This is a genomic window from Verrucosispora sp. WMMA2121 (assembly GCF_027460185.1).
Lineage (GTDB): Bacteria > Actinomycetota > Actinomycetes > Mycobacteriales > Micromonosporaceae > Micromonospora > Micromonospora palythoicola.
The window spans coordinates 32,366-54,374 of record NZ_JAPZBH010000004.1 but is presented as its reverse complement, the minus strand read 5'-3'; the positions used below and the strand labels follow the sequence as shown (position 1 = coordinate 54,374).

Below are 22,009 nucleotides of genomic sequence, written 5' to 3'. Positions count from 1 at the left end.
TCCGAGTTAGGTAAGCCTAACCTCAAAGGAGGTCGTGTCATGCGGCCCAGCCCCGCCGAGATCGTCCGGACCCTGGTCGCGGGTCGGTTGCCCGGCCTCGTCCATCTGGCCTGCCGGCCCGGCCTGCACCACGCGCGCCACGCCACCGACCCCGAGGGGCGGGTGCTGCTGCTGGTGCCGGTGGTGAGCGATCTCGCGGCGGCGTTGGGCGCCGAGGACCGGGCGGTCGCGGTGGTGCTCGACGTGCTCGACCTGCCGCCCGCCGCCGGGGCGCCGTCACTGGGTCGGGCCCTGGTCTCCGGTTGGGCGCGTCGGTTGGCCGGTGACGAGGCGCGGGCCGCCGCGGTGGACTTCGCCACGGTGGAGCCCACCGGCGACCTGCTCGACGTCGGCACCCGCTTCCGGCTGTTCCGCTTCGAGGTGGCCGAGGCCCGTTGGCACCGGGCCGGCGAGTTGCGCCGCGTCGATCCGCAGGCGTACGCCGAGGCCGAGCCGGATCCGCTGCACCCGGTCGAGGCGGAGCTGCTCGCCGAACTGGGCGAGGACCACGCCTCGCGGCTGACCGACTACCTGTGCCGGCAGCTCGGCCTGGCCGCCGGTCCGGCCGACCACGCGCCACGGGTCGAGCGGATCGACAGGTACGGGATGCTGGTGACCTTCGGCCGGCCGGGCGCCCGGCGACGGGCCCGGCTCGCCTTCGGTCGCCGGCTGGCCGGCCGGGCCGAGTTGACCCGGCTGCTGCACCCGGTGCTCCGCGCGGGCTGAGCTACCGCTCCGAGGGTGCCGAGTGGGGCACACCGTCGAGAGCGCCGGTGAGATAGCGGTGCACGGTCGGCCCGACCGTGGCGATCAGGGTCTCCGGCGCGGCGGAGGCGACCGGTTCCAGTCGGATCACGTAGCGCATCAGCGCCAGCCCGACGAGTTGGCTGGCCACGAGCGACCCGCGCAGCGGCACCTCGGCCGGGTCGACGTCGAGATGATCGAGAACGCGGCGCAGCACCTGGGTGGTGAGGAACTCGCGCAGCAGCCGGGCGGTCCACTCGCTGCTGACCGCCGAACGCAGCAGAGCCACCCCGGCGGCACCGGCCGGCGAGTCCCACACCGTGACGAACATGCGGACCAGCCGCTCGCCGAGGGCGGCACGGTCACCGGCGAGCACCTTCGGCAGCAGTTCCCCGGGGTTGACCGGAAAACGCATGGCGGCCAGGAAGAGCTGTTCCTTGGTGCCGAAGTAGTGGTGCACCAGGGCCGGGTCGACCCCGGCCGAGGCGGCGATGGCCCGGATGGTGCTGGCGTCGTAGCCGCGGTCGGCGAACGCGGCCCGGGCCGCGTCGAGGATCGTGTCCCGGGTGCCGGGTCTGCCCGGTCGCCGTCCGCTGCGCCGTACCATCGTCCTCCCTCGCTCCTGTCCGTGGTGCCGCCCCGGCCCTCGCGGGGCGCGCGCCGGGGCGGCACCACCGGCCTCAGCCGCTGCGCCGGCGCAGGGTGGCCGCGGCGAGCACCAACGCCAGCACCGCCGCGACGGCGACGATCGCCACGTCGCGCCACATGGTGCCGGTCGGTTCGGCGTGTGTGCCGACTTCCTGCAGGGCCTCGACGGCGTACGACAGCGGCAGCACGTCACTGATCGCCTGCAACCAGCCGGCCATCTCGTCGCGGGGCACGAACAGCCCGCAGAGCAGCAGTTGCGGTGCGACCACGACCGGCATGAACTGTACGGCCTGGAACTCGGTGCGGGCGAAGGCGCTGCAGAGCAGGCCGAGCGCGACGGCGAGCACCGCGTTCAGCGCGGCGATCATGATGACCAGAGCGCTGCTGCCGGCCGTCTGCAGGCCGAAGACCCAGTACGCGACGGCCGAGGCGATGCCGGCCTGCACCGCGCCGGCCAGCCCGAAGGCGATGCCGTACCCGAAGAGCAGGTCGGTCTTGGCCAGTGGGGTGGTGAGCAGTCGTTCCAGCGTGCCGGTGGTGCGCTCGCGCAGCATCGCGATGCTGGTCACCAGGAACATGATGATGAACGGGAAGAAGCCGAGCATCACCAGGGCGATCCGGTCGAAGCTCGACGGCTGTCCGGGCGGCGCGGGCTGGTCGGCGTACATGTAGTAGACCAGGGTGAGCAGGACGGTCGGCACGGCCACCAGCAGCGCGACGGTGCGTCTGTCGTGGCGCAACTGCCGCAGGATGCGCCCGACGGTGGCGGCCAGGATGCGCGGGTTCATCGTGCCTCCCCGGAAGGGTCGGGCTGGGCGGCTCGGATCAGCCGCAGGAAGGCCTCGTCGAGATCGTCCACGCCGGCGGCGGCCCGGACGGCCGCCGGCGTGTCGTCGGCGATGAGCCGGCCCTCGCGGATGAGCAGCAACCGGTCGCACCGGGCGGCCTCGTCCATCACGTGGCTGGACACCAGCAGGGTCGTCCCGGTCGCGGCCAGGGCGTGGAAGCGGGCCCAGAGGTCGGCCCGCAGCACCGGATCCTGGCCGACGGTGGGCTCGTCCAACACGATCAGCTCGGGCTGGCCGACAAGTGCGCAGGCCAGCGACGCCCGGCTGCGCTGGCCGCCGGAGAGGGTGCCGACCAGTTGGCCGGCCGCCGAGGCCAGCCCGACGTCGGCCACCGCGCGGTCGGCCTCGGCCCGGTCGCGACCGTGCAGGGTCGCGAAGTAGCGGGCGTTCTCCCGCACCGTCAGGTCGGCGTAGACGCTCGGCGCCTGGGTCAGGTAACCGACCCGGTGGCGCAGCGGCGGCGAGCCGGCCGGGGCTCCGAGCACCGTCACCGTGCCGGCGGCGATCACCTGCACTCCGACGATCGCCCGCAGCAACGTGGTCTTGCCGCTGCCGCTCGGCCCGAGCAGGCCGGTGACCGAGCCACGCGGCACCGTGGCGTCGATCCCGTGCAGCACCCGCCGTCCGCCCCGGTCCACGACCAGGCCCCGGACGGCGATCGCGTCCGCCATCGCCCACCTCCCTAATTCATCGTCTGTTGAAATCAACGGTAGATGAAATACCGCCGCTTCGGCAAGGCGCGGCCACCGGAGCGGGGTCGCGCCGGGCCGGCCGGTGCTGCGACCCTCGAACGATGGACATCGGTACCCGGGAGCCGACCTTCACCGTCAGCGAGGCGGCCCAGCGGGTCGGCCTGACCACCCACACGTTGCGTTGGTACGAGCAGGAGGGGCTGGTGGCCCCGGTGGGCCGGGACTCCGCCGGCCGGCGTCGCTACACCCCGCAGGACGTCAACTGGTTGCTGCTGCTGACCAGGCTGCGCCGCACCGGCATGCCGGTGCGCGACATGCGTCGCTACGTCGAACTGGCCCGCCAGGGTGACGGCACGCTCGGCGCCCGGCGGGCACTGTTCGAGGAGCATCGGGTGCGGGTGCTGCACCGGATGGCCGAGCTGGAGGAGGACCTCAAGGTGCTCGACTTCAAGATCGACCACTACCGGCGGGCGGAGCTCGGCGAGCTCGACTGACCGAGGCTCCTGATCGGGACGAAAATCTCGTAGAGTAACAAGGCCGTAGCAAGCACAGGTAGCCACAGATCGGACGCCAGGTCCGTCACCGGGCATTGCACCCCGATCGGACGTGCGGCACGATGGCGCGGTGGATCACGCTCCGTCACCGGACAGTGGGTTCTTCGACGACTGGACCGCACGGCTGCGGGCCACCGCCGACCGGCCCGTGGTGGGCATCCTGCTGCGCGGCAGCCACGCGCGCCGGGCCGCCACCGCGCACAGCGACGTCGACGTCGACGTCCTGCTCGGCGGCGCTCCGTACGCGGCCCGGCGGGCCTACCTCGCGGAGCACTCCGGCCGACTGACCCACGTGTCGGTCGCGGCCCGGGACATCCACTCGTGGGTGACCCGGCTCGGTGAGCCGGCCGACTGGGCGTTCGGCCTGCCGGTGACGGCACCCACCCGGCTGCTGTGGGCCGACTCGTACTGGCGGCACCGCATCGACCTGCCGGTGCTCTGCCAGCCGGCCGACGAGCCACGGCTGGAGGAACTGATCGCCACGCTGGGCAAGGTGGCCGCCGCCCGGGACACCGAGGACGCGCTCGGCGCCCGGCTGGCCGCCGCCGACCTGGCCCGGCTCTGCCCGTCGGTGTTGCGGCTGGCGAACCCGTCGGTACGGGTGGTCTCCCGCCGGTCGGCCTTCGCCGCCGCGCTCGACCTACCGGTGGCACCCGCCGGCTACCGCGAGGACATGCTGCGCTGCCTCGGCCTGCGTCCCGGCTCGACCGGACAGGTGTGGGCGGCGGCGGCCCGCCTGGTGACCGGCACCCTGCCACTGATCCGCCCGTACGCCACCGAGGTGGCGGGGGTGGCCGGTCCGGACCTCGCCGACGCCCTGCTGGACGGGCGGCTGGACCGCTACGTGGCCCAGTTGGGCCGGCCCGGCGGCGGCACGCCGTCCGTCAACCGGGAGCCGGCTGGGGTACCCGCGCCGCGTGCCGGACAATGGGTCACTGTGCCCGTTCCTGACGCGCCGGTGACCGGCGCCCACCCTGACCTGCCGGAGTCGCCGGGCGGTTCGCAGCGACCGTCTCGGCTCGACCCGGCGATCGCCGGCCGCCTACGGCGTACTCCCGACGGTCTGGTGGCCGCCGTGGTCCGCCAACACGACAGCGGTGAGGTGCTGATGATGGCCTGGATGGACGACGAGGCGCTGCACCGCACGCTGACCACCGGTCGGGCCACCTACTGGTCGCGCAGCCGGCGTGAGTACTGGGTCAAGGGCGCCACCTCCGGCCACCACCAGTACGTCCGCTCGGTGGCCCTCGACTGCGACGGCGACGCGGTGCTGGTGAGCGTGGACCAGGTCGGCGCCGCCTGCCACACCGGGCAGCGCACCTGCTTCTCCGACGAACTCCCGGTCACCGGCCAGGTGACCTCGTGAGCGAGCGGAGCGAGCGAATCATCAGGCTCAGCGCGGTGGTGCCTCATGACGGCACGGAGCGAAGCGGAGTGCCGGCATGAGCGAGCGGAGTGACGGTCGGGTGAGCCCCGACGCGGCCACCTTCACCGAGCTGGCCGCCCGGTGGCGGGTGGTGCCGGTCACCCGCCGGCTGCTCGCCGACGCGGAGACCCCGGTCGGCGTCTACCGCAAGCTCGCCGGCGGTCCGGGTACGTTCCTGTTGGAGTCCGCCGAGCAGGGCGTCGGCTCGTCCGGCCTGGCCTGGGCCCGGTACTCCTTCGTCGGGGTGCGCAGCAGCGCCACGCTTGTCGAGCGGGACGGTGCCGCGGCCTGGCTCGGCGTGCCGCCGGTCGGGCTGCCGACCACCGGGGATCCGGTCGAGGTGCTGCGCGCCACGGTGGCGGCGCTGGCCGGCCCGCCCGGCGCGCCGGGTGACGGGACGCCACCGCTGACCGGCGGCATGGTCGGCTATCTCGGCTACGACCTCATCCGCCGCTTCGAGCGGTTGCCCGCGCTCACCGAGGACGACCTGCGCCTGCCCGAGCTGGGCATGATGCTCGCCACCGACCTGGTGGTGCTCGACCACTTCGACGGTTCGGCGATCCTGGTCGCCAACGCCATCCTGCCGCCGCTCGACGAGCCGGGCCGCGACGAGCGGGTCACCGCCGCCTACCACCACGCGGTGGGCCGGCTGGACGCGATGACCACCGCACTGTCGCGGCCCATTCCGCCGATGGTCGCCACGGTCGCCCGACCGCCGGCCGGCGAGGTGCGCAGCCGTACCCCGGGCGGCGGGTACCCGAAGGCGGTGGAGGCGGCGAAGGAGGCGATCCGGGCCGGTGAGTGCTTCCAGATCGTGCTCGCGCAGCGGTTCGAGCGGGAGACCGACGCCGACCCGCTGGACGTCTACCGGGTGCTGCGCACGACGAATCCCAGCCCTTACATGTACCTGCTGCGCTTCGACGACTTCGACATCGTCGGGTCGTCACCGGAGGCGCACCTGAAGGTGACGGGTGAGGTGGACGGCGAGCGGCGGGCGCTGCTGCATCCGATCGCCGGCACCCGTCCGCGCGGCGCGACCCCGGAGGCCGACAACCGGCTCGCCGCCGAACTGCTCGCCGATCCCAAGGAGCGTGCCGAGCATGTGATGCTCGTCGACCTGGGGCGCAACGATCTGGGCCGGGTGTGTCGTCCCGGCACCGTCGAGGTGCCGGAGTTCGCCACCATCGAGCGGTACAGCCACGTGATGCACATCGTCTCCACGGTGGTCGGCACGCTGCGGGCGGACCGCACCGCCTTCGACGCGCTCGCCGCGACCTTTCCGGCGGGCACGCTCTCCGGCGCCCCGAAGGTGCGCGCCATGGAGATCATCGAGGAGTTGGAACCGGTCCGCCGGGGCCTCTACGGCGGCACGGTCGGCTACTTCGGGTTCGCCGGCGATCTCGACATGGCCATCGCGATCCGGACCGCGCTGATCCGCGCGGGCCGGGCGTACGTGCAGGCCGGTGCCGGCGTGGTGGCCGACTCCGACCCGGCCGCCGAGGACCAGGAGACCCGGAACAAGGCCGCCGCGGTGCTGGCGGCCATCGCCGCCGCGGAAACCCTCCGGCCAGCCCGGTGAGCGCGAGGAACGTAGCGCAGCGGAGTCCCGCAGTCGCGAGCGGAAGGTCAGCTCGGTGAGCGCGAGGAACGTAGCGCAGCGGAGTCCCGCAGTCGCGAGCGGAAGGTCAGCTCGGTGAGCGCGAGGAACGTAGCGCAGCGGAGTCCCGCAGTCGCGAGCGGAAGGTCAGCTCGGTGAGCGCGAGGAACGTGGCGCAGCGGAGTCCCGCAGTCGCGAGCGGAAGGTTCGTCCGGTGAGCGTGACGGAGGAGACCGGGACCGGCGGTGCGCGGGCCGGCCGGCGCGAACTGGCGTACGCCGTGCTGCTCTGCCTGGCCGGCGCGGGGTTGGCGCTGTGGGCGGCGACCCGCACCTGGGTGGTCGACGTGGTCGGCCGCTCGGAGCCGATGCTGCTGGTGGAGGAGGGGCGTACCGGCGGGCAGTTGCTGCCGTGGCTGCCGGCGCTGGCCCTCGTCGGGCTGGCCGGCGGCGGTGCGGTGCTGGCCACCCGGGGCCGGCCGCGTCGGGTGCTCGGCGGGCTGCTGACCCTGCTCGGTCTGGCCGTCGCGGCCGGTGGTGGTTACGGGCTCGTCGGTGACCTGGGTGATCCGGTCACCTGGCAGTGGCCGGCCCTCACCCTGCTCGGCGGGTTGCTCGCCGCGGTCGGTGGTTCGTTGACCATGCTGCGTGGGCACCGCTGGCCGGCGATGGGGGCCCGCTACGAGCGTCGGACCCCTCGGCCGACCGGCACCAGCGGCCCGATCGGTGGCGCGGGCACCGTCGAGGCGTGGGAGGCCCTGGATCGCGGGGAGGATCCGACGGTCCGCTGACCGGCCGGAGGTCGCTGGGGGGCCGGGGTGCCGGTGTGCGCCTCGCGAGGTGCGGGTGCGCTCAGCCGACCGGCTGGCGGGCGCGGGCGTGGGCGCGGGCCGCGGTGAGTTCCGCGACGAGGCGGTCCAGTTCGGCCCGCTGGTCGGCTCGGGCCCGGTCGGCACAGATGGCCTCCCAGGCGTTGCCGGACGCGGTCCGCATCCGGTCCGGCCCGACCATTGCCCGCTCCAAGGTGTGGACCACACCGACGGCGAGCGACGCGACGGTGCGCGAGATGGTGGTGAGTCCGATGGTCTGGTGCGGCGCGGAGGTACTCATGATCACCCCGGGGAGAGATCGTCGTGGCGGTGGGGCAGGCGCGTCATCGAGTGTGCCCGAGCCTGATGTTGCTCGGCCCGGGTTTCCTGGTGATGACCGCACCGTCAACTCTGCGGTAGGGGGCCTGACCGGCACAGGGACCTTGGTCCTTGAGCTTGGTCACAGCATCGACGTGACCGGATCGCTGGCCGTCGAGCGGCCGGCCGGAAGGCCCCTATATGGGCGATCGTCGATGATGTCGTTACTCATGGTGACGACCCGTGCGCGCAAGTCGGCCATTATGCCGCAGCCCGATTCGTGAGGAGCGCCATACCCCCGGCGGTCGGGTCCAGGTGGGGCCCCCTAGCATCGGCCCATGACACCCGGAGAGGGGAGTCCGTTGGTGACTGCTGAACATGCGCACGCGGAGGGGAACGAGGCCGGCCCGGCGGCGCCCGTCAGCGTGCTCGACGAGATCCTGGCCGGCGTCCGGGAGGACGTGGCCCGGCGGCAGGAACAGGTTCCGCTGGAGCGGATCCGTGAACTGGCCGCCGCCGCGCCGCCGCCGCTCGACGCGTACGCGGCGCTGCGCCGGCCCGGCGTCGCCGTCATCGCCGAGGTGAAGCGCGCCTCGCCGTCCAAGGGCAAGCTGGCTGAGATCGCCGACCCGGCGGACCTGGCCGGCGAGTACGCCGCCGGTGGGGCCCGGGCGATCAGTGTGCTCACCGAGGGGCGTTGGTTCGGTGGCTCACTCGACGACCTGGCCGCCGTGCGGGCCGCGGTGAACATCCCGGTGCTGCGCAAGGACTTCGTGGTCTCCAGCTACCAGGTGCACGAGGCCCGCGCGCACGGCGCCGACCTGGTGCTGCTCATCGTCGCCGCGCTCGAGCAGAACGTGCTGGTCGGCCTGCTGGAACGGATCGAGTCGCTGGGCATGACCGCGCTGGTCGAGGTGCACGACGAGGAGGAGGCCGACCGGGCCATGGAGGCCGGTGCCCAGGTCATCGGGGTCAACGCCCGTGACCTGCGTACCCTTCAGGTCGACCGGTCCGTGTTCGAGCGGATCGCGCCCGGCCTGCCGAGCCACGTCGTCAAGATCGCCGAGTCGGGCGTACGCGGTCCGCACGACCTGATTCGGTACGCCTCGGCCGGCGCCGACGCGGTGCTCGTCGGTGAGGGGCTGGTCACCCAGAAGAGTCCCCGGGAGGCGGTGGCCGAACTGGTCAACGCCGGCAACCACCCGGCGACCCCCCGCCCGGCGCGCTGAGCCGCGTCCGGCGACCCTTGCGAGCGAGAGGACCCGCGATGAGTGCTGACGCCACGGACGTCGAGGTGCCGGCGCAGTTTCCCGACGCCGCCGGCCACTTCGGCACGTTCGGCGGCCGGTTCGTGCCGGAGGCACTCGTCGCCGCCCTCGACGAGCTGGCGTCGGCGCACCGGGCGGCGATGGCCGACGAGTCGTTCCGGACCGAGTTCGCCGAATTGTTGCGCGACTACGCGGGTACGCCCTCGCTGCTCTACGAGGCCCGCCGGTTCTCCGCCCGGGCCGGTGCCCGGGTGCTGCTCAAGCGGGAGGACCTCAACCACACCGGGGCGCACAAGGTGCGCAACGTGCTCGGTCAGGCGCTGCTGACCCGGCGGATGGGCAAGCGGCGGGTGATCGCCGAGACCGGTGCCGGCCAGCACGGCGTCGCCACCGCCACCGCCGCGGCCCTGTTCGACCTGGAGTGCGTGGTCTACATGGGTCAGGTCGACACCGAGCGGCAGGCGCTGAACGTGGCCCGGATGCGGATGCTCGGCGCCACTGTCGTACCGGTGACGACCGGCTCGCGCACCCTCAAGGACGCGATGAACGAGGCGATGCGGGACTGGGTCGCCAACGTCGACGAGACCCACTACCTGATCGGTACCGCCGCCGGGCCGCACCCCTTCCCGGCGCTGGTCCGCGACTTCGTCCGGGGCATCGGCGAGGAGGCCCGGGCGCAGTGCCTGGACCTGACCGGTGGGCTACCCGACGCGGTGACCGCCTGCGTCGGTGGTGGCTCCAACGCGCTCGGCATCTTCCACGCCTTCACCGACGACCCGCAGGTGCGGCTGTACGGCTTCGAGGCCGGCGGCGCCGGGGTGGACACCGGCCGGCACGCGGCAAGCATCACCGGCGGTTCCACCGGTGTCCTGCACGGCACCCGGACCTTCGTGCTCCAGGACGCCGACGGGCAGACGCAGGAGTCGCACTCGATCTCCGCGGGTCTGGACTACCCGGGCGTGGGTCCGGAACACGCCTGGCTGCACGACACCGGCCGGGCCACCTACCAACCGGTCACCGACGACGAGGCGATGGCCGCCTTCGAGCTGCTCTGCCGCACCGAGGGGATCATCCCCGCGATCGAGAGCGCGCACGCCCTGGCCGGCACCCTGGCCATCGCGCCGAAGCTCGCCGCCGAGCTGGGTCGGCAGCCCACCATCGTGGTCAATCTCTCCGGCCGGGGTGACAAGGACGTGCACACCGCCGGTGAGTACTTCGGCATCCTCGACAAGGAGTGAGGCCATGAGCGAGCGGACCAGCCGGATCGGGGTGGCGTTCGACAAGGCCCGGGCGGACGGCCGGGCCCTGCTGGTCGGCTGCATGCCGGCCGGGTTTCCCACCGTCGAGGGCAGCATCGCCGCGATGAAGGCGATGGTCGCCGCGGGTGTCGACGTGATCGAGGTGGAGATTCCGTACTCCGACCCGGTGATGGACGGCCCGGTGATCCAGCGTGCCAGCGACATCGCGCTGGCCGGCGGGGTACGCACCCGGGACACGCTGCGCATCGTCGAGGCGGTGGCCGCCACCGGCGCCCCGGTGGTGACGATGACCTACTGGAACCCGATCGAGCGGTACGGGGTGGACGCGTTCGCCCGGGACCTCGCCGCGGCCGGCGGCACCGGGCTGATCACGCCCGACCTGATCCCGGAGGAGGCCGGCGAGTGGCTGGCCGCCTCGGACGCGCACGGGCTGGACCGCACGTTCCTGGTCGCGCCGTCGTCGACCGACGAGCGGCTGGCGATGACCGCGGCGCACTGCCGGGGCTTCGTCTACGCCACCGCGATCATGGGCGTCACCGGTGCCCGGTCGCAGACCTCGCAGGCGGCGCCGGTGCTGGTGTCCCGGGTGCGGGAGGTCACCGACCTGCCGGTCGGCGTCGGCCTGGGCGTGGGCACCGGAGCGCAGGCCGCCACCGTCGCCGGGTACGCCGACGCGGTCATCGTCGGCAGCGCGCTCATCCGCTGCCTGCTCGACGCCCCCGACGAGGCGGCCGCGCTGACCGCCCTGCGCACCCTGAGCGCCGAACTGTCCGAAGGCGTCCACCACCCCATCCGCTGAGCCCTCGATGCCACCCCTCGTCGTCGATCTCGCACTCTCTGTCGCTGTTATGTACTCAATGTCGTCTTTGCGGCGACAGGAAGTGCAAGATCGCGAGGGTGGGGGTGAGTGGGGGCGCGGGAGACCGGGGTGACGGCACAGGGGTGCGCAGCGGTAGCGTGTGCACCCGTGAGTCTCGCCTCGCCGACGTCCCTGGCCGCCATCCCGAGTCCGAGCAACGCCGTGTGGCAGCTCGGCCCGTTCCCCATCCGGGCGTACGCGCTGTGCATCCTCGCCGGCATCGCGGTGGCCTGCTGGGTCACCGAGCGGCGGCTGCGCCAGCGCGGCGCGGCCCCGGGCGCGGTGCTCGACATCGCCCTCTGGGCGGTGCCGGCGGGCATCATCGGCGCCCGGATCTACCACGTGATCACCTCACCGGCCCCGTACTTCGGCACCGGCGGGGACTGGCTCAAGATCTTCTTGATTTACGAGGGTGGGCTGGGTATCTGGGGCGCGGTCGCCGGTGGCGCGGTCGGCGCCTGGATCGGGGCCCGGCAACTGGGCATGCCGCTGACGGTGGTCGCCGACGCGCTGGCGCCGGGTCTGCCGCTGGCCCAGGCGATCGGCCGGCTGGGCAACTGGTTCAACAACGAGCTCTACGGCGGGCGGACCGACCTGCCCTGGGGGCTGGAGATCCACCGGATGGACGGCGGGCAGGCACTGCGCGACGAGGCCGGCCAGCCGATCCTGGAGGAGGGGCTCTACCACCCGACCTTCGCCTACGAGCTGCTGTGGAACGTCGGCGTCGCCGCGATGGTGTATCTCGTCGACCGTAAGCTGCGGCTCGGCCGTGGCCGCGCCTTCGCCCTCTACGTGATGGGCTACACCGCCGGCCGGTTCTGGATCGAGATGATGCGTACCGACGAGGCCAACACGATCCTCGGCGTACGGATCAACGTCTGGACCGCGGCGCTGGTGTTCCTCGGCGCCCTCGTCTACTTCCTGCGGGTACGCGGGCCACGGGAGTACCTGATCCCGGCGGGTCTGCCGAGTGTCGCCACCGCCCCGTCCGCCACCTCCGACGTCTCGCAGGTGGACCTGTCGGCCAAGGGCGCCACCACCGAGCCGGCCAGGCCCGAGGGTTACCGCGTGGTCGACGAGGAGCAGTTCGCGCACTGGCGCCGGACCGGCGAGGCGCCACCCGACGCGGGCGCTCAGCCCGATCCGGGCCGGTTGGACGACGAGGCGACCACGGCACCCCGGCCGTTGGCTGAGCAGCCCGAAGGGTCGGCCGGCGGGTCCGCCGAGCCGGCTGGTGCGGGTGCCGGGTCGGCCGGTGGGCGTGACGGGTCGGCCGACGACGCGCACGCCGCGTCGGCGTCGGGCGCACCGGCCGAGGGCACGGCGGCGGAGTCCGCCGCCGAGCGCGACAGCTGAGGTCAGGGGGACGCCATGCGGACCGCGGTGGTGGTCGGCGGCGGGCTGGGTGGCCTGGCGGTCTCCGGTGCGCTCGCCCGCTCGGGCTGGCAGGTCACGCTCCTGGAGCGGGCCGACCGGATCCGCCCGGAGCCGGCCGCCGTGGTGCTCTGGCCCAACGGGGTCCGGGCGCTGCGCAGCCTCGGGCTCGGTGCCGGTCTGGACGCCATCGCCACCGTCCTGTCCGACGGCGGGGTACGCCGCCCGGACGGGCACTGGCTGGTGCAACCACGACCGACGCCGGCCGAACGCCTACCGGTGGTGGTGCACCGGGAGGACCTGCACGACGCGCTGATCGCGGGCCTCGGCGAGCGGGTCGAGCTGCGTACCGGGGTGACGGTGCGGACGGTGCGGGCGGCCGCTGGTGAGCGGCCCGCCGTCGGCGACGGCCGGCACACGTACGAAGCGGACCTGGTCATCGCCGCCGACGGTACGGACAGCGTGATCCGTCGCCAGCTCGCCCCCGCCTCGGGGGTGGTCAGCTCCGGCTGCGCCGCCTGGCGGGCGGTGATCCCCTGGTACCGCGCGCCGAGCCTGGCCGACGCGGTGGGCGGTGAGATCCTCGGCGCCGGCTACCGGTTCGTCTCGGCCTCGCTGGGCGAGCGCGGCTCCTCCGGTGCCTCCAGCCGGGGCGGCATCTACTGGATGGCCACCGCGGCCGGTGCGCCCCGACCCGAGCCGCCGCAGACCCAGCTGGCGCTGCTGCGTCGCTGGTACGCCGGTTGGCCCGCGCCGGTCGACGAGCTGCTGGCCGCGACCGAACCGGCCGACCTGGTGCAGCGGGAGATCCGGGAGCTGCGTCCGCTGCCCCGGGCGTTCGGTTTCCCGGCCGGGCCGGGCGGGGTGGTGCTGCTCGGGGACGCCGCGCACGCCATGCCGCCGCACCTCGGGCAGGGTGCCTGCCTGGCCTTCGAGGACGCCGCGACGCTCGCCGCGCTGCTGCGCGAGTCCACCCTGCCCGACGCGGTGATGGCGTACGACCGGGCGCGGCGGCCCCGCGCGGCGGCCGTGGTCCGGCAGACCCGCCGGATGTCCGCCGTGCTGCGCACCCGGGGCCGGCTGGCCCTGCGCGCCCGCGACGCCGCCCTGGGCACCATCACCCCCCGCCTGCTCGGCACCGCCGCCACCATCGCCGCCCAATGGCGCCCCCCACCCACCTGACCCCCACCCCACCTTGCCCCGTTGATCATGAGGTTAGCGGCACTTGCGGAGATCGACAGCGCCGTCAACCTCATGATCAACGGGGGGAAGGTGGGGGTGGAGTCAGGGGAGCAGGGGGGTGGGGGAGGCGATGCAGGCGGTGCCGATGCGGCGGAAGCCGACGCGCACGTAGACGCGGGCGATCTCCTCGCTGCCGGCGGAGAGGAACACCAGGTCGGTGCCGGAGTCCAGCAGGGCGCGGGCCAGGGTGGCGGTGACCGCCGCACCGAGCCCTCGCCGGCGGGCGGTGGGCAGGGTGGCCACGCCGGCGATCTCGGCGACGTCGCCGACCCGCATGGCCATCCCGCTGGCCAGCGGGCCCTCCGTCGCGGTGCCGGCCAGCGCGGACAGCCGGCTGCCGTCGGCGACGCGGGACCGTTCCTCGTCGACCGCCGCCGCGTCCAATCCGATGATGGCGGCGTCGCGCTCGGCCGGTCCGGCCTCGCCGCGGGCGGTGCCGGGCGCGGCGAACCCGACCGCCGCGACGGCCCGTCGGGCGGCCACCGCCGACTCGAAGTCCGCATCCGCCGGGTCGAGCAGCCGCACCGGCTCGCCCAGCCCCGCCGGATCCGGCAGGGTGGTCGGGTCGAGCACCATCAGCGGCGCTTCGAGGACGCACAGGCCGGCCGAGCGGGCCACCGCGAGCAACTCCGGATTGAGGTCGTGTACCCACTCCAGGGCCTCGGGCAGGCCGAGTTCGCGCTGGCGTGCCCGTACCGCGGCCACGTCGGCGAGGGTCGGCGACCCGGTGCTGTCGCGCCGTGGCCGGGCGTAGAACGGCCATCCCGGGCCTTCCCGGACGAACAGCACCAGACTCCCGTGATCTTCCACACGGGCCGCGTCCCGGGGCACCGCGTCGTAGAACCGTTCCAACCGGTCGAGGAGGTCGGTACGCTCGGAATCCACGGCGCGAGACTACATGTCCCAGAGTCTGGACGGTGTGATCAATCTGCACTGGCCTTGTGTGCCGGGCCCTAACGTAGACTCAATAGTCCGATCCAGGGCCGACGTCGTCCCGACCATGATCCAGCCTGAGCGACGACAGGAGGCCCGGTGGCCCTTGCGTACCCACACCGCCCCCAGCCGGCGCCGCGAGAGGGCCAGGTAGCGTCCCCTGCCGGCCTGCACGACCCCGCGTACGAGCATGACGCGTGCGGCGTGGCGTTCGTGGCGGATCTGCACGGCCGACGCTCGCACACGGTGGTCGCCAACGGCCTCGGCGCGCTGTGCCGGCTGGACCACCGTGGCGCCCGGGGCGCCGAACCGAACACCGGTGACGGCGCCGGCATCATGATCCAGGTGCCGGACGCGTTCCTGCGCGCGGTGGTCGAGTTTCCGCTGCCCCCGGCCGGCGAGTACGCCACCGGTCTGGTCTTCCTGACCGACGACGACGCCGCCGAGGCCCGTGCCCGGCAGGTGGTCGAGAAGTACGCCCTGGTCGAGGGGGCCGAGGTGCTCGGCTGGCGGGACGTCCCGGTCGACCCGAGCGACCTCGGTGAGACGGCGCTGGCGGCGATGCCCCGCGTCCGACAGGTCTTCCTCGCCGCGAAGCGGCTCACCGACACTCCCGCCGGTCCGGCCGGCGCGGCGTTGCGCGGCGTCGAGCTGGAGCGGGTCGCCTTCTGCGTCCGCAAGCAGGCCGAACGAGAGTCGGCCGAGCGGGGGGTGCCGGCCTACTTCCCGTCGCTGTCCGGCCGGACCATGGTCTACAAGGGGATGCTCACCCCCGAGCAGCTTCCCGCGTTCTACCCGGACCTCACCGACGAGCGGGTGGCCAGCGCCATCGCCCTGGTGCACTCCCGGTTCTCCACGAACACCTTCCCGTCCTGGCCGTTGGCGCACCCGTACCGCCTCATCGCCCACAACGGCGAGATCAACACCATCCGGGGCAACCGGAACTGGATGCAGGCCCGCGAGGCGTTGCTGCGTACGCCCGACCTGCCGGGCAACATCCGGCGGGTCTTCCCGGTCTGCACCCCGGCCGCCTCCGACTCGGCCAACTTCGACGAGGTCCTCGAACTGCTGCACCTGGCCGGGCGCAGCCTGCCGCACGCGGTGCTGATGATGATCCCGGAGGCGTGGGAGAACGACCCGGACATGCGCGCCGACAAGCGCGCCTTCTACCGGTTCCACGCCAGCCTGATGGAGCCGTGGGACGGCCCGGCCTCGGTCGCCTTCACCGACGGCGAGATCGTCGGCGCGGTGCTCGACCGCAACGGTCTGCGTCCGGGCCGCTGGTGGCAGACGTCGGACGGCCTGGTGGTGCTGGGCAGCGAGGCGGGCGTACTCGACCTCGACCCGGCCACCGTGGTGGCCAAGGGTCGGCTCCAGCCGGGCCGGATGTTCCTGGTCGACACCGTCGCCGGGCGGATCGTGCACGACGACGAGATCAAGACCGAGCTGGCTGCCGCCCAGCCGTACGCCGACTGGCTGCACGCCGGGCTCATCGAGATGGACGACCTGCCGGCGCGCGAGCACGTGGTCTACACCCACGACTCGGTCCGCCGCCGCCAGCAGACCTTCGGCTACACCGAGGAGGAGCTGAAGATCCTGCTCGCGCCGATGGCGCGGACCGGCGTGGAGCCGATCGGCTCGATGGGCACGGACACCCCGATCGCGCCGTTGTCGACCCGGCCACGGCTGCTCTACGACTACTTCCACCAGCTGTTCGCCCAGGTGACCAACCCTCCGTTGGACGCCATCCGGGAGGAGCTGGTGACCAGCCTGGCCACCACCATCGGCCCGGAGGGCAACCTGCTCGATCCCGGCCCGGCGAGCTGCCGGCAGATCGTGCTGCCCTACCCGGTGATCGACAACGATGAGCTGGCGAAGATCCTCTGTATCGACGAGGACGGTGACCTGCCCGGGTTCAAGGCGGTACGGGTCTCCGGGCTCTACCGCATCCGGGACGGCGGCGCCGGGATCAGGGCCCGGCTGACCGAGATCTGCCGGCACGTCTCCGAGGCGATCGAGGACGGCGTACGGATCCTGGTGCTCTCCGACCGGGACTCCAACGCCGATCTGGCCCCGATCCCGTCGCTGCTGCTCACCGCGGCGGTGCACCAGCACCTGGTGCGGGAGCAGACCCGGACCCAGGTGGCGCTGATCGTCGAGTCGGGCGACTGCCGCGAGGTGCACCACGCGGCCGTGCTGATCGGTTACGGTGCGGCGGCGGTCAACCCGTACCTGGCCTTCGAGTCGGTGGAGGACATGATCTCCACGGGCGTGCTGGCCGGGGTCGAGCCGCGGGCCGCGATCCGCAACTACGTCAAGGCGCTCGGCAAGGGCGTCCTGAAGATCATGTCCAAGATGGGCATCTCGACGGTGTCGTCCTACTGCGGCGCGCAGGTCTTCGAGGCGGTCGGGCTGGACACCCGACTGGTCGAGCGGTATTTCCGGGGTACGCCGAGCACGATCAGCGGTGTCGGCCTCGACGGCATCCACGCCGAGGTGGCCGCCCGGCACGCGCTGGCCTGGCCGGCGCCCGGCGCCGAGTCGGTCGAACTGCTGCCGGTGGGCGGCGAGTACCAGTGGCGCCGCGAGGGTGAACTGCACCTGTTCAACCCGGAGACGGTCTTCCTGCTCCAGCACGCCACCCGCAGCCGGCAGTACGACGTCTTCCGTCAGTACACCGCCAAGGTGGACGAGCTGGCCGCGCGGGCGGGTTCGTTGCGTGGGCTGTTCCGGCTGCGCGACGGTGTGCTGCCGCCGGTGCCGATCGAGGAGGTGGAGCCGGCCAGCGAGATCGTCAAGCGGTTCGCCACCGGCGCCATGTCGTACGGGTCGATCTCGGCCGAGTCGCACGAGACCCTCGCCGTCGCGATGAACCGGCTCGGCGGCAAGTCCAACACCGGCGAGGGTGGGGAGGACGTCGAGCGACTGCACGACCCCGCCCGCCGGTCCGCCGTCAAGCAGATCGCCAGCGGCCGCTTCGGTGTGACCAGCGAGTATCTGGTCAACGCCGACGACCTCCAGATCAAGATGGCGCAGGGAGCCAAGCCCGGCGAGGGCGGCCAGCTGCCCGGCAACAAGGTCTGGCCGTGGATCGCCCGTACCCGGCACGCCACCCCCGGCGTCGGCCTGATCTCACCGCCGCCGCACCACGACATCTACTCCATCGAGGACCTCGCCCAGCTGGTGCACGACCTCAAGTGCGTCAACCCGGCCGCCCGGGTGCACGTCAAGCTGGTCAGCGAGGTCGGTGTCGGCACCGTCGCCGCCGGGGTGGCCAAGCTCAAGGCCGACGTCATCCTGATCTCCGGCCACGACGGCGGCACCGGCGCGTCCCCGTTGAATTCGCTCAAGCACGCCGGCACCCCCTGGGAACTGGGCCTGGCCGAGGCGCAGCAGACGTTGCTGCTCAACAAGCTGCGTGACCGGGTCACCGTGCAGGTCGACGGGCAGCTCAAGACCGGCCGGGACGTGATCGTCGCGGCGCTGCTCGGCGCCGAGGAGTTCGGTTTCGCCACCGCCCCGCTGATCGTCTCCGGCTGCATCATGATGCGCGTCTGCCACCTGGACACCTGCCCGGTCGGCATCGCCACCCAGAACCCGGTGCTGCGCGAGCGCTACACCGGCAAGCCCGAGTTCGTGGAGAACTTCTTCCTGTTCCTCGCCGAGGAGATCCGCGGCTACCTGGCCGAGCTGGGGCTGCGCAGCATCGACGAGGCGATCGGGCGTACCGAGCTGCTCGACGTGGCGCCGGCGGTGGAGCACTGGAAGGCCGGTGGGCTCGACCTCGGTCGGGTGCTGCACCTGCCGGAGCTGCCCGAGGGCGCGGCCCGGCGCGGCGTACGCGCTCAGGACCACGGCCTCGAGCTGGCGCTGGACAACGAGCTGATCGCGCTCGCCGAGCCGGCGCTGCGTCCCGCCGGTGCCGACGGGTCGGTGCCGTTGGTGCGGGCCGAGGTGGCGATCCGCAACGAGCACCGCAGCGTCGGCGCGATGCTCGGCGGCGAGGTCACCCGCCGCCACGGTGGCGCCGGCCTGCCCGCCGACACCATCGAGTTCACCCTGCGCGGCACCGCCGGGCAGTCCTTCGGCGCGTTCCTGCCGCGCGGGGTGACCCTGCGCCTGCACGGCGACGCCAACGACTACGTCGGCAAGGGACTCTCCGGTGGCCGGCTGGTCGTCCGGCCGGACGCGGCGGCACCGTTCGTGTCCGCCGACGCCGAGGCGGGCGGCCGGGCCGAGGACCAGATCATCGCCGGCAACACCATCCTGTACGGCGCCACCGCCGGTGAGGTGTTCCTGCGGGGCCGGGTGGGGGAGCGGTTCGCGGTCCGCAACTCGGGCGCGGTCACCGTCGTCGAGGGTGTCGGCGACCACGGCTGCGAGTACATGACCGGCGGCACCGTGGTGGTGCTCGGTCCGACCGGCCGTAACTTCGCCGCCGGCATGTCCGGCGGTACGGCGTTCGTCTGGAACCTCGACCGCCGCCGGGTCAACACCGAGCTGGTCGACCTGTCCGCGCCGAGCGAGGCGGAACGGACCCGCCTGCACGAGCTGGTGCAGCGGCACTTCGCCGAGACCGACTCGGCCATCGCCGAACAGCTGCTCAAGCGTTGGCCGGAGGCGGTGGAGGAGTTCACCGCCGTGGTTCCCCGCGACTACCGCCGGGTGATGGAGATCATGCGGGCCGCCGAAGCCGCCGGCCAGGACGTCGACGACGCGGTGATGAGCGCGCTGGCGGCACCGGCGCCGCCGGCCGTCGCCTCCGCCGCGCCGGTAGCCCCCGCCCCGCGGGCGGTCGCCCAGGAGGTGGCTCGTGCCTGACCCGAACGGTTTCCTGCGCTACGGCCGGCGGGTGCCGGCCCGCCGGCCGGTGCCGGTGCGGATCAGCGACTGGCGGGAGGTCTACCCGCCGGCCGGTGAGGGACTGATCCGCGAGCAGGCCACCCGCTGCATGGACTGCGGCATCCCGTTCTGTCACGACGGCTGCCCGTTGGGCAACCGCATCCCGGACTGGAACGACCTGGTCCGCACCGGCAACTGGGACGCCGCCGTGGAGTCGCTGCACGCCACGAACAACTTTCCCGAGTTCACCGGCCGGCTCTGCCCGGCGCCCTGCGAGGCCGCGTGTGTGCTCGGCATCGCCGGTGGCGAGCCGGTCACCATCAAGCAGGTCGAGGTGGAGATCGCCGACGCCGCCGCGGCCGGGGGGTTGACTCCGCGTCCGGCGTCCGCGCCCTCCGGCCGGTCGGTCGCCGTGGTCGGCTCCGGGCCGGCGGGGCTCGCCGCCGCGCAGCAGCTGGCCCGCGCGGGTCACGCCGTGACCGTGTACGAGCGCGACGACGCCATCGGTGGCCTGCTGCGGTACGGCATCCCCGACTTCAAGCTGGAGAAGCGGCACATCGATGCCCGGTTGGCGCAGCTGCGCGCCGAGGGGGTCGAGTTCCGGGCCGGGGTGAACGTCGGCGTCGACGTCACCGCCGAGCAGCTGCGCGCCCGGCACGACGCGGTGCTGCTGGCCTGCGGCGCGTTGCAGGGCCGGGACACCGACACGGCGGGCCGGCAGCTGCGCGGCGTGCACCAGGCGATGGCGCACTTGGTGGCGGCCAACCGGGTGGTCGCGGCGGCCGGCGAGGGCCGGCCGGCGCTGGCCACCCTGGCGGACGGTACGCCGATCGACGCGGCCGGCAAGCACGTGGTCATCATCGGCGGCGGCGACACCGCGGCGGACTGCCTGGGCGTGGCGCACCGGCAGGGCGCCGCCGGCGTGCACCAGCTCGACCTGTACCCGCAGCCGCCGCGCGCCCGGGACGAGGGTCGCGACCCGTGGCCGACGTGGCCGTGGGTCCTGCGCGAGTACCCGGCGCACGAGGAGGGCGGCGAGCGGGTCTTCGCGGTGGCGGTGCAGGAGTTCGTCGACGACGGCACCGGTGCGGTGCGGGCGGTGCGGATCGCCGAGGTGAGCGTGGAGAAGCGCGACGGCCGGCGGATCGTCACGGTGGTGCCGGGCACCGAGCGGGAACTCCCCGCCGACCTGGTGCTGCTGGCGATCGGCTTCGAGGGCACCGAGGAACAGCCGTTGCTGGCGCAGCTCGGGGTGGCCCGTAACGCGCGAGGCGCGGTCGACTCCCGGGCGGACTGGCAGACCGAGGCCGACGGCGTCTTCGTCGCCGGTGACATGCACCGGGGTGCGTCGCTCATCGTCTGGGCGATCGCCGAGGGGCGGGCCGCCGCGGCGGCGATCCACACCTATCTCGACGGCGTCGGCGCCCTGCCGGCCCCGGTGCACCCGGCCAGCCGACCCCTGGCGGCGCACTGACCATCACCCGACGGGCTGAACGAGGCCGCGTCCACGCGGGAGGACCGCGCGGACGCGGCCTCTCCTTAACGGCTATTCACTTTATCCAGATGTTTCGATAGCATTACCGACCAGTAACAACCCTTGGCCACGCGCGCGGTTCTCGGGCTCCACCACCACCCCCGTGGAGGTCCCTCATGCCCCACCGTCCGTTGGCCCGCGCCCTGACCGCGCTGGTCGCCCTCCTCACCGCCGCCGTCGGCGCGCTGGCCGTCCCCGGCGTCGCCCAGGCCGCCGCGCCGATCCACTACGTCGCCCTCGGCGACTCGTACTCCTCCGGGGTCGGCGCCGGCCCGTACGACCTGTCCACCTGCCTGCGCAGCCAGAAGTCGTACGCCCCGCTGTGGGCCGCCGCCAACAACGTGGCCAGCTTCCGCTTCCCCGCCTGCGGCGGCGCGAAGACCGCCGACGTGCTCGACGACCAACTGGGCTCGCTGTCCGCCACCACCACCATGGTCACCATCACCATCGGCGGCAACGACGCCGGCTTCGCCGACGTGATGACCGACTGCCGGTTCGGCAGCACCTCCACCTGCACCAACGCGGTGAACGCCGCGAAGGCGTTCGCCACCGGCACGCTGCCGGCCCGGCTGGACAGCACCTACGCCGCCATCCGGCAACGGGCCCCCAACGCCCGACTGATCGTGCTCGGCTACCCCCGGCTGTTCGAGACCCGCTACTGCGGTCTGCTGGCCATGAGCACCTACAAGCGCACCATCCTCAACGAGGCCGCCGACGTCCTCGCCACCGTGACCGCCGACCGGGCCGCCGCGGCCGGCGCCACCTTCGCCGACACCCGACCCACCTTCGCCGGTCACGGCGTCTGCGGTGCCCAGCCGTGGATCCGGGACGTCACCGGGGTCATCGAGGCGTACCACCCGAACGCCGACGGCTACCGCTACGGCTACCTGCCGGCGCTCAACGCGGTCACCGGCTGACCACGGTGCGGCCGACGGTCCGGTTCGGACCGTCGGCCGCCGTGCGTCCGGGCCCGGACGACGCGGCCGTCCGACACGTCCGGATCGGACACGTGCCGGTGTCGCCG

Annotated in this window: 18 protein-coding genes and 1 pseudogene; 14 read left to right on the top strand and 5 right to left on the bottom strand. The window is 73.3% G+C overall.

Going from position 1 to position 22,009, the window contains the following annotated elements; translation table 11 throughout:
* The first annotated feature begins 39 nt into the window (after positions 1 to 39).
* Entirely contained in the window at positions 40 to 765 is a 726-nt protein-coding gene (locus O7605_RS00845; RefSeq protein WP_269737448.1) for a DUF2470 domain-containing protein, read from the top strand.
* A gap of 1 nt (position 766) precedes the next feature.
* Here O7605_RS00845 and O7605_RS00840 read toward each other — a convergent pair whose 3' ends face one another.
* The 3 genes from O7605_RS00840 to O7605_RS00830 form a co-directional block, all read right to left on the bottom strand.
* A complete protein-coding gene (locus O7605_RS00840) occupies positions 767 to 1,390 on the bottom strand; it encodes a TetR/AcrR family transcriptional regulator (RefSeq protein ID WP_269737447.1) in 624 nt (207 codons plus the stop codon).
* A gap of 73 nt (positions 1,391 to 1,463) precedes the next feature.
* On the bottom strand, positions 1,464 to 2,219 hold the full coding sequence (locus tag O7605_RS00835; RefSeq protein WP_269737446.1) for an ABC transporter permease: 756 nt from the start codon (positions 2,217 to 2,219) through the stop codon (positions 1,464 to 1,466).
* Positions 2,216 to 2,950, bottom strand: coding sequence for an ABC transporter ATP-binding protein (locus tag O7605_RS00830; RefSeq protein ID WP_269737445.1), 735 nt, complete (start codon positions 2,948 to 2,950; stop codon positions 2,216 to 2,218). Before O7605_RS00830 ends, O7605_RS00835 begins: the two co-directional genes overlap by 4 nt.
* A 122-nt stretch (positions 2,951 to 3,072) precedes the next feature.
* Here O7605_RS00830 and O7605_RS00825 point away from each other — a divergent pair, with 122 nt between their 5' ends.
* From O7605_RS00825 to O7605_RS00805, 5 genes and pseudogenes are all read left to right on the top strand, one after another.
* Positions 3,073 to 3,465 carry a MerR family transcriptional regulator gene (locus O7605_RS00825; protein ID WP_269737444.1) on the top strand — a complete coding sequence of 131 codons (393 nt, stop codon included), beginning with the start codon at positions 3,073 to 3,075 and terminating at the stop codon, positions 3,463 to 3,465.
* Between the two features lie 112 nt (positions 3,466 to 3,577).
* A pseudogene (locus tag O7605_RS31825) lies at positions 3,578 to 4,282 on the top strand (phosphoribosyl-AMP cyclohydrolase); the annotation flags it as partial.
* Between the two features lie 180 nt (positions 4,283 to 4,462).
* Positions 4,463 to 4,891: a phosphoribosyl-AMP cyclohydrolase gene (gene hisI / locus O7605_RS00815; protein WP_269738653.1), complete on the top strand. Its 429-nt coding sequence runs from the start codon at positions 4,463 to 4,465 to the stop codon at positions 4,889 to 4,891.
* A gap of 76 nt (positions 4,892 to 4,967) precedes the next feature.
* Entirely contained in the window at positions 4,968 to 6,530 is a 1,563-nt protein-coding gene (locus tag O7605_RS00810; protein WP_269737443.1) for an anthranilate synthase component I, read from the top strand.
* Positions 6,531 to 6,762: 232 nt separating this feature from the next.
* Entirely contained in the window at positions 6,763 to 7,338 is a 576-nt protein-coding gene (locus tag O7605_RS00805) for a Trp biosynthesis-associated membrane protein (RefSeq protein WP_269737442.1), read from the top strand.
* 61 nt (positions 7,339 to 7,399) lie between these two features.
* Here O7605_RS00805 and O7605_RS00800 read toward each other — a convergent pair whose 3' ends face one another.
* A complete protein-coding gene (locus O7605_RS00800; protein ID WP_269737441.1) occupies positions 7,400 to 7,657 on the bottom strand; it encodes a hypothetical protein in 258 nt (85 codons plus the stop codon).
* A 442-nt stretch (positions 7,658 to 8,099) separates the two neighbouring features.
* Here O7605_RS00800 and trpC point away from each other — a divergent pair, with 442 nt between their 5' ends.
* The 5 genes from trpC to O7605_RS00775 all read left to right on the top strand — a co-directional run bounded on the left by trpC (position 8,100) and on the right by O7605_RS00775 (position 13,616).
* Complete coding sequence (trpC, locus tag O7605_RS00795; protein WP_210830529.1) at positions 8,100 to 8,903, top strand: indole-3-glycerol phosphate synthase TrpC; 804 nt, start codon at positions 8,100 to 8,102, stop codon at positions 8,901 to 8,903.
* Positions 8,904 to 8,941: 38 nt separating this feature from the next.
* Entirely contained in the window at positions 8,942 to 10,180 is a 1,239-nt protein-coding gene (gene trpB / locus O7605_RS00790; RefSeq protein ID WP_269737440.1) for a tryptophan synthase subunit beta, read from the top strand.
* Between the two features lie 4 nt (positions 10,181 to 10,184).
* Positions 10,185 to 11,000, top strand: a complete 816-nt coding sequence (gene trpA, locus O7605_RS00785) for a tryptophan synthase subunit alpha (protein WP_164449152.1) — start codon at positions 10,185 to 10,187, stop codon at positions 10,998 to 11,000.
* Positions 11,001 to 11,168: 168 nt separating this feature from the next.
* Positions 11,169 to 12,416, top strand: a complete 1,248-nt coding sequence (lgt, locus tag O7605_RS00780; protein ID WP_269737439.1) for a prolipoprotein diacylglyceryl transferase — start codon at positions 11,169 to 11,171, stop codon at positions 12,414 to 12,416.
* 15 nt (positions 12,417 to 12,431) lie between these two features.
* The gene (locus O7605_RS00775; protein WP_269737438.1) at positions 12,432 to 13,616 is read left to right on the top strand and encodes an FAD-dependent oxidoreductase; all 1,185 of its coding nucleotides are present in this window, start codon (positions 12,432 to 12,434) and stop codon (positions 13,614 to 13,616) included.
* Between the two features lie 102 nt (positions 13,617 to 13,718).
* On the opposite strand, the gene O7605_RS00770 is transcribed toward O7605_RS00775, so the two are convergent.
* The gene (locus tag O7605_RS00770; protein WP_269737437.1) at positions 13,719 to 14,561 is read right to left on the bottom strand and encodes a GNAT family N-acetyltransferase; all 843 of its coding nucleotides are present in this window, start codon (positions 14,559 to 14,561) and stop codon (positions 13,719 to 13,721) included.
* 147 nt (positions 14,562 to 14,708) lie between these two features.
* On the opposite strand from O7605_RS00770, the gene gltB reads away from it, so the two are divergent.
* The 3 genes from gltB (at position 14,709) to O7605_RS00755 (ending at position 21,902) form a co-directional block, all read left to right on the top strand.
* The gene (gltB, locus tag O7605_RS00765) at positions 14,709 to 19,430 is read left to right on the top strand and encodes a glutamate synthase large subunit (RefSeq protein ID WP_269737436.1); all 4,722 of its coding nucleotides are present in this window, start codon (positions 14,709 to 14,711) and stop codon (positions 19,428 to 19,430) included.
* The gene (locus O7605_RS00760; RefSeq protein WP_269737435.1) at positions 19,423 to 20,925 is read left to right on the top strand and encodes a glutamate synthase subunit beta; all 1,503 of its coding nucleotides are present in this window, start codon (positions 19,423 to 19,425) and stop codon (positions 20,923 to 20,925) included. The genes gltB and O7605_RS00760 overlap by 8 nt, the downstream gene beginning before the upstream one ends.
* A gap of 176 nt (positions 20,926 to 21,101) precedes the next feature.
* Positions 21,102 to 21,902, top strand: coding sequence for an SGNH/GDSL hydrolase family protein (locus O7605_RS00755; RefSeq protein ID WP_269737434.1), 801 nt, complete (start codon positions 21,102 to 21,104; stop codon positions 21,900 to 21,902).
* Positions 21,903 to 22,009 lie beyond the last annotated feature (107 nt).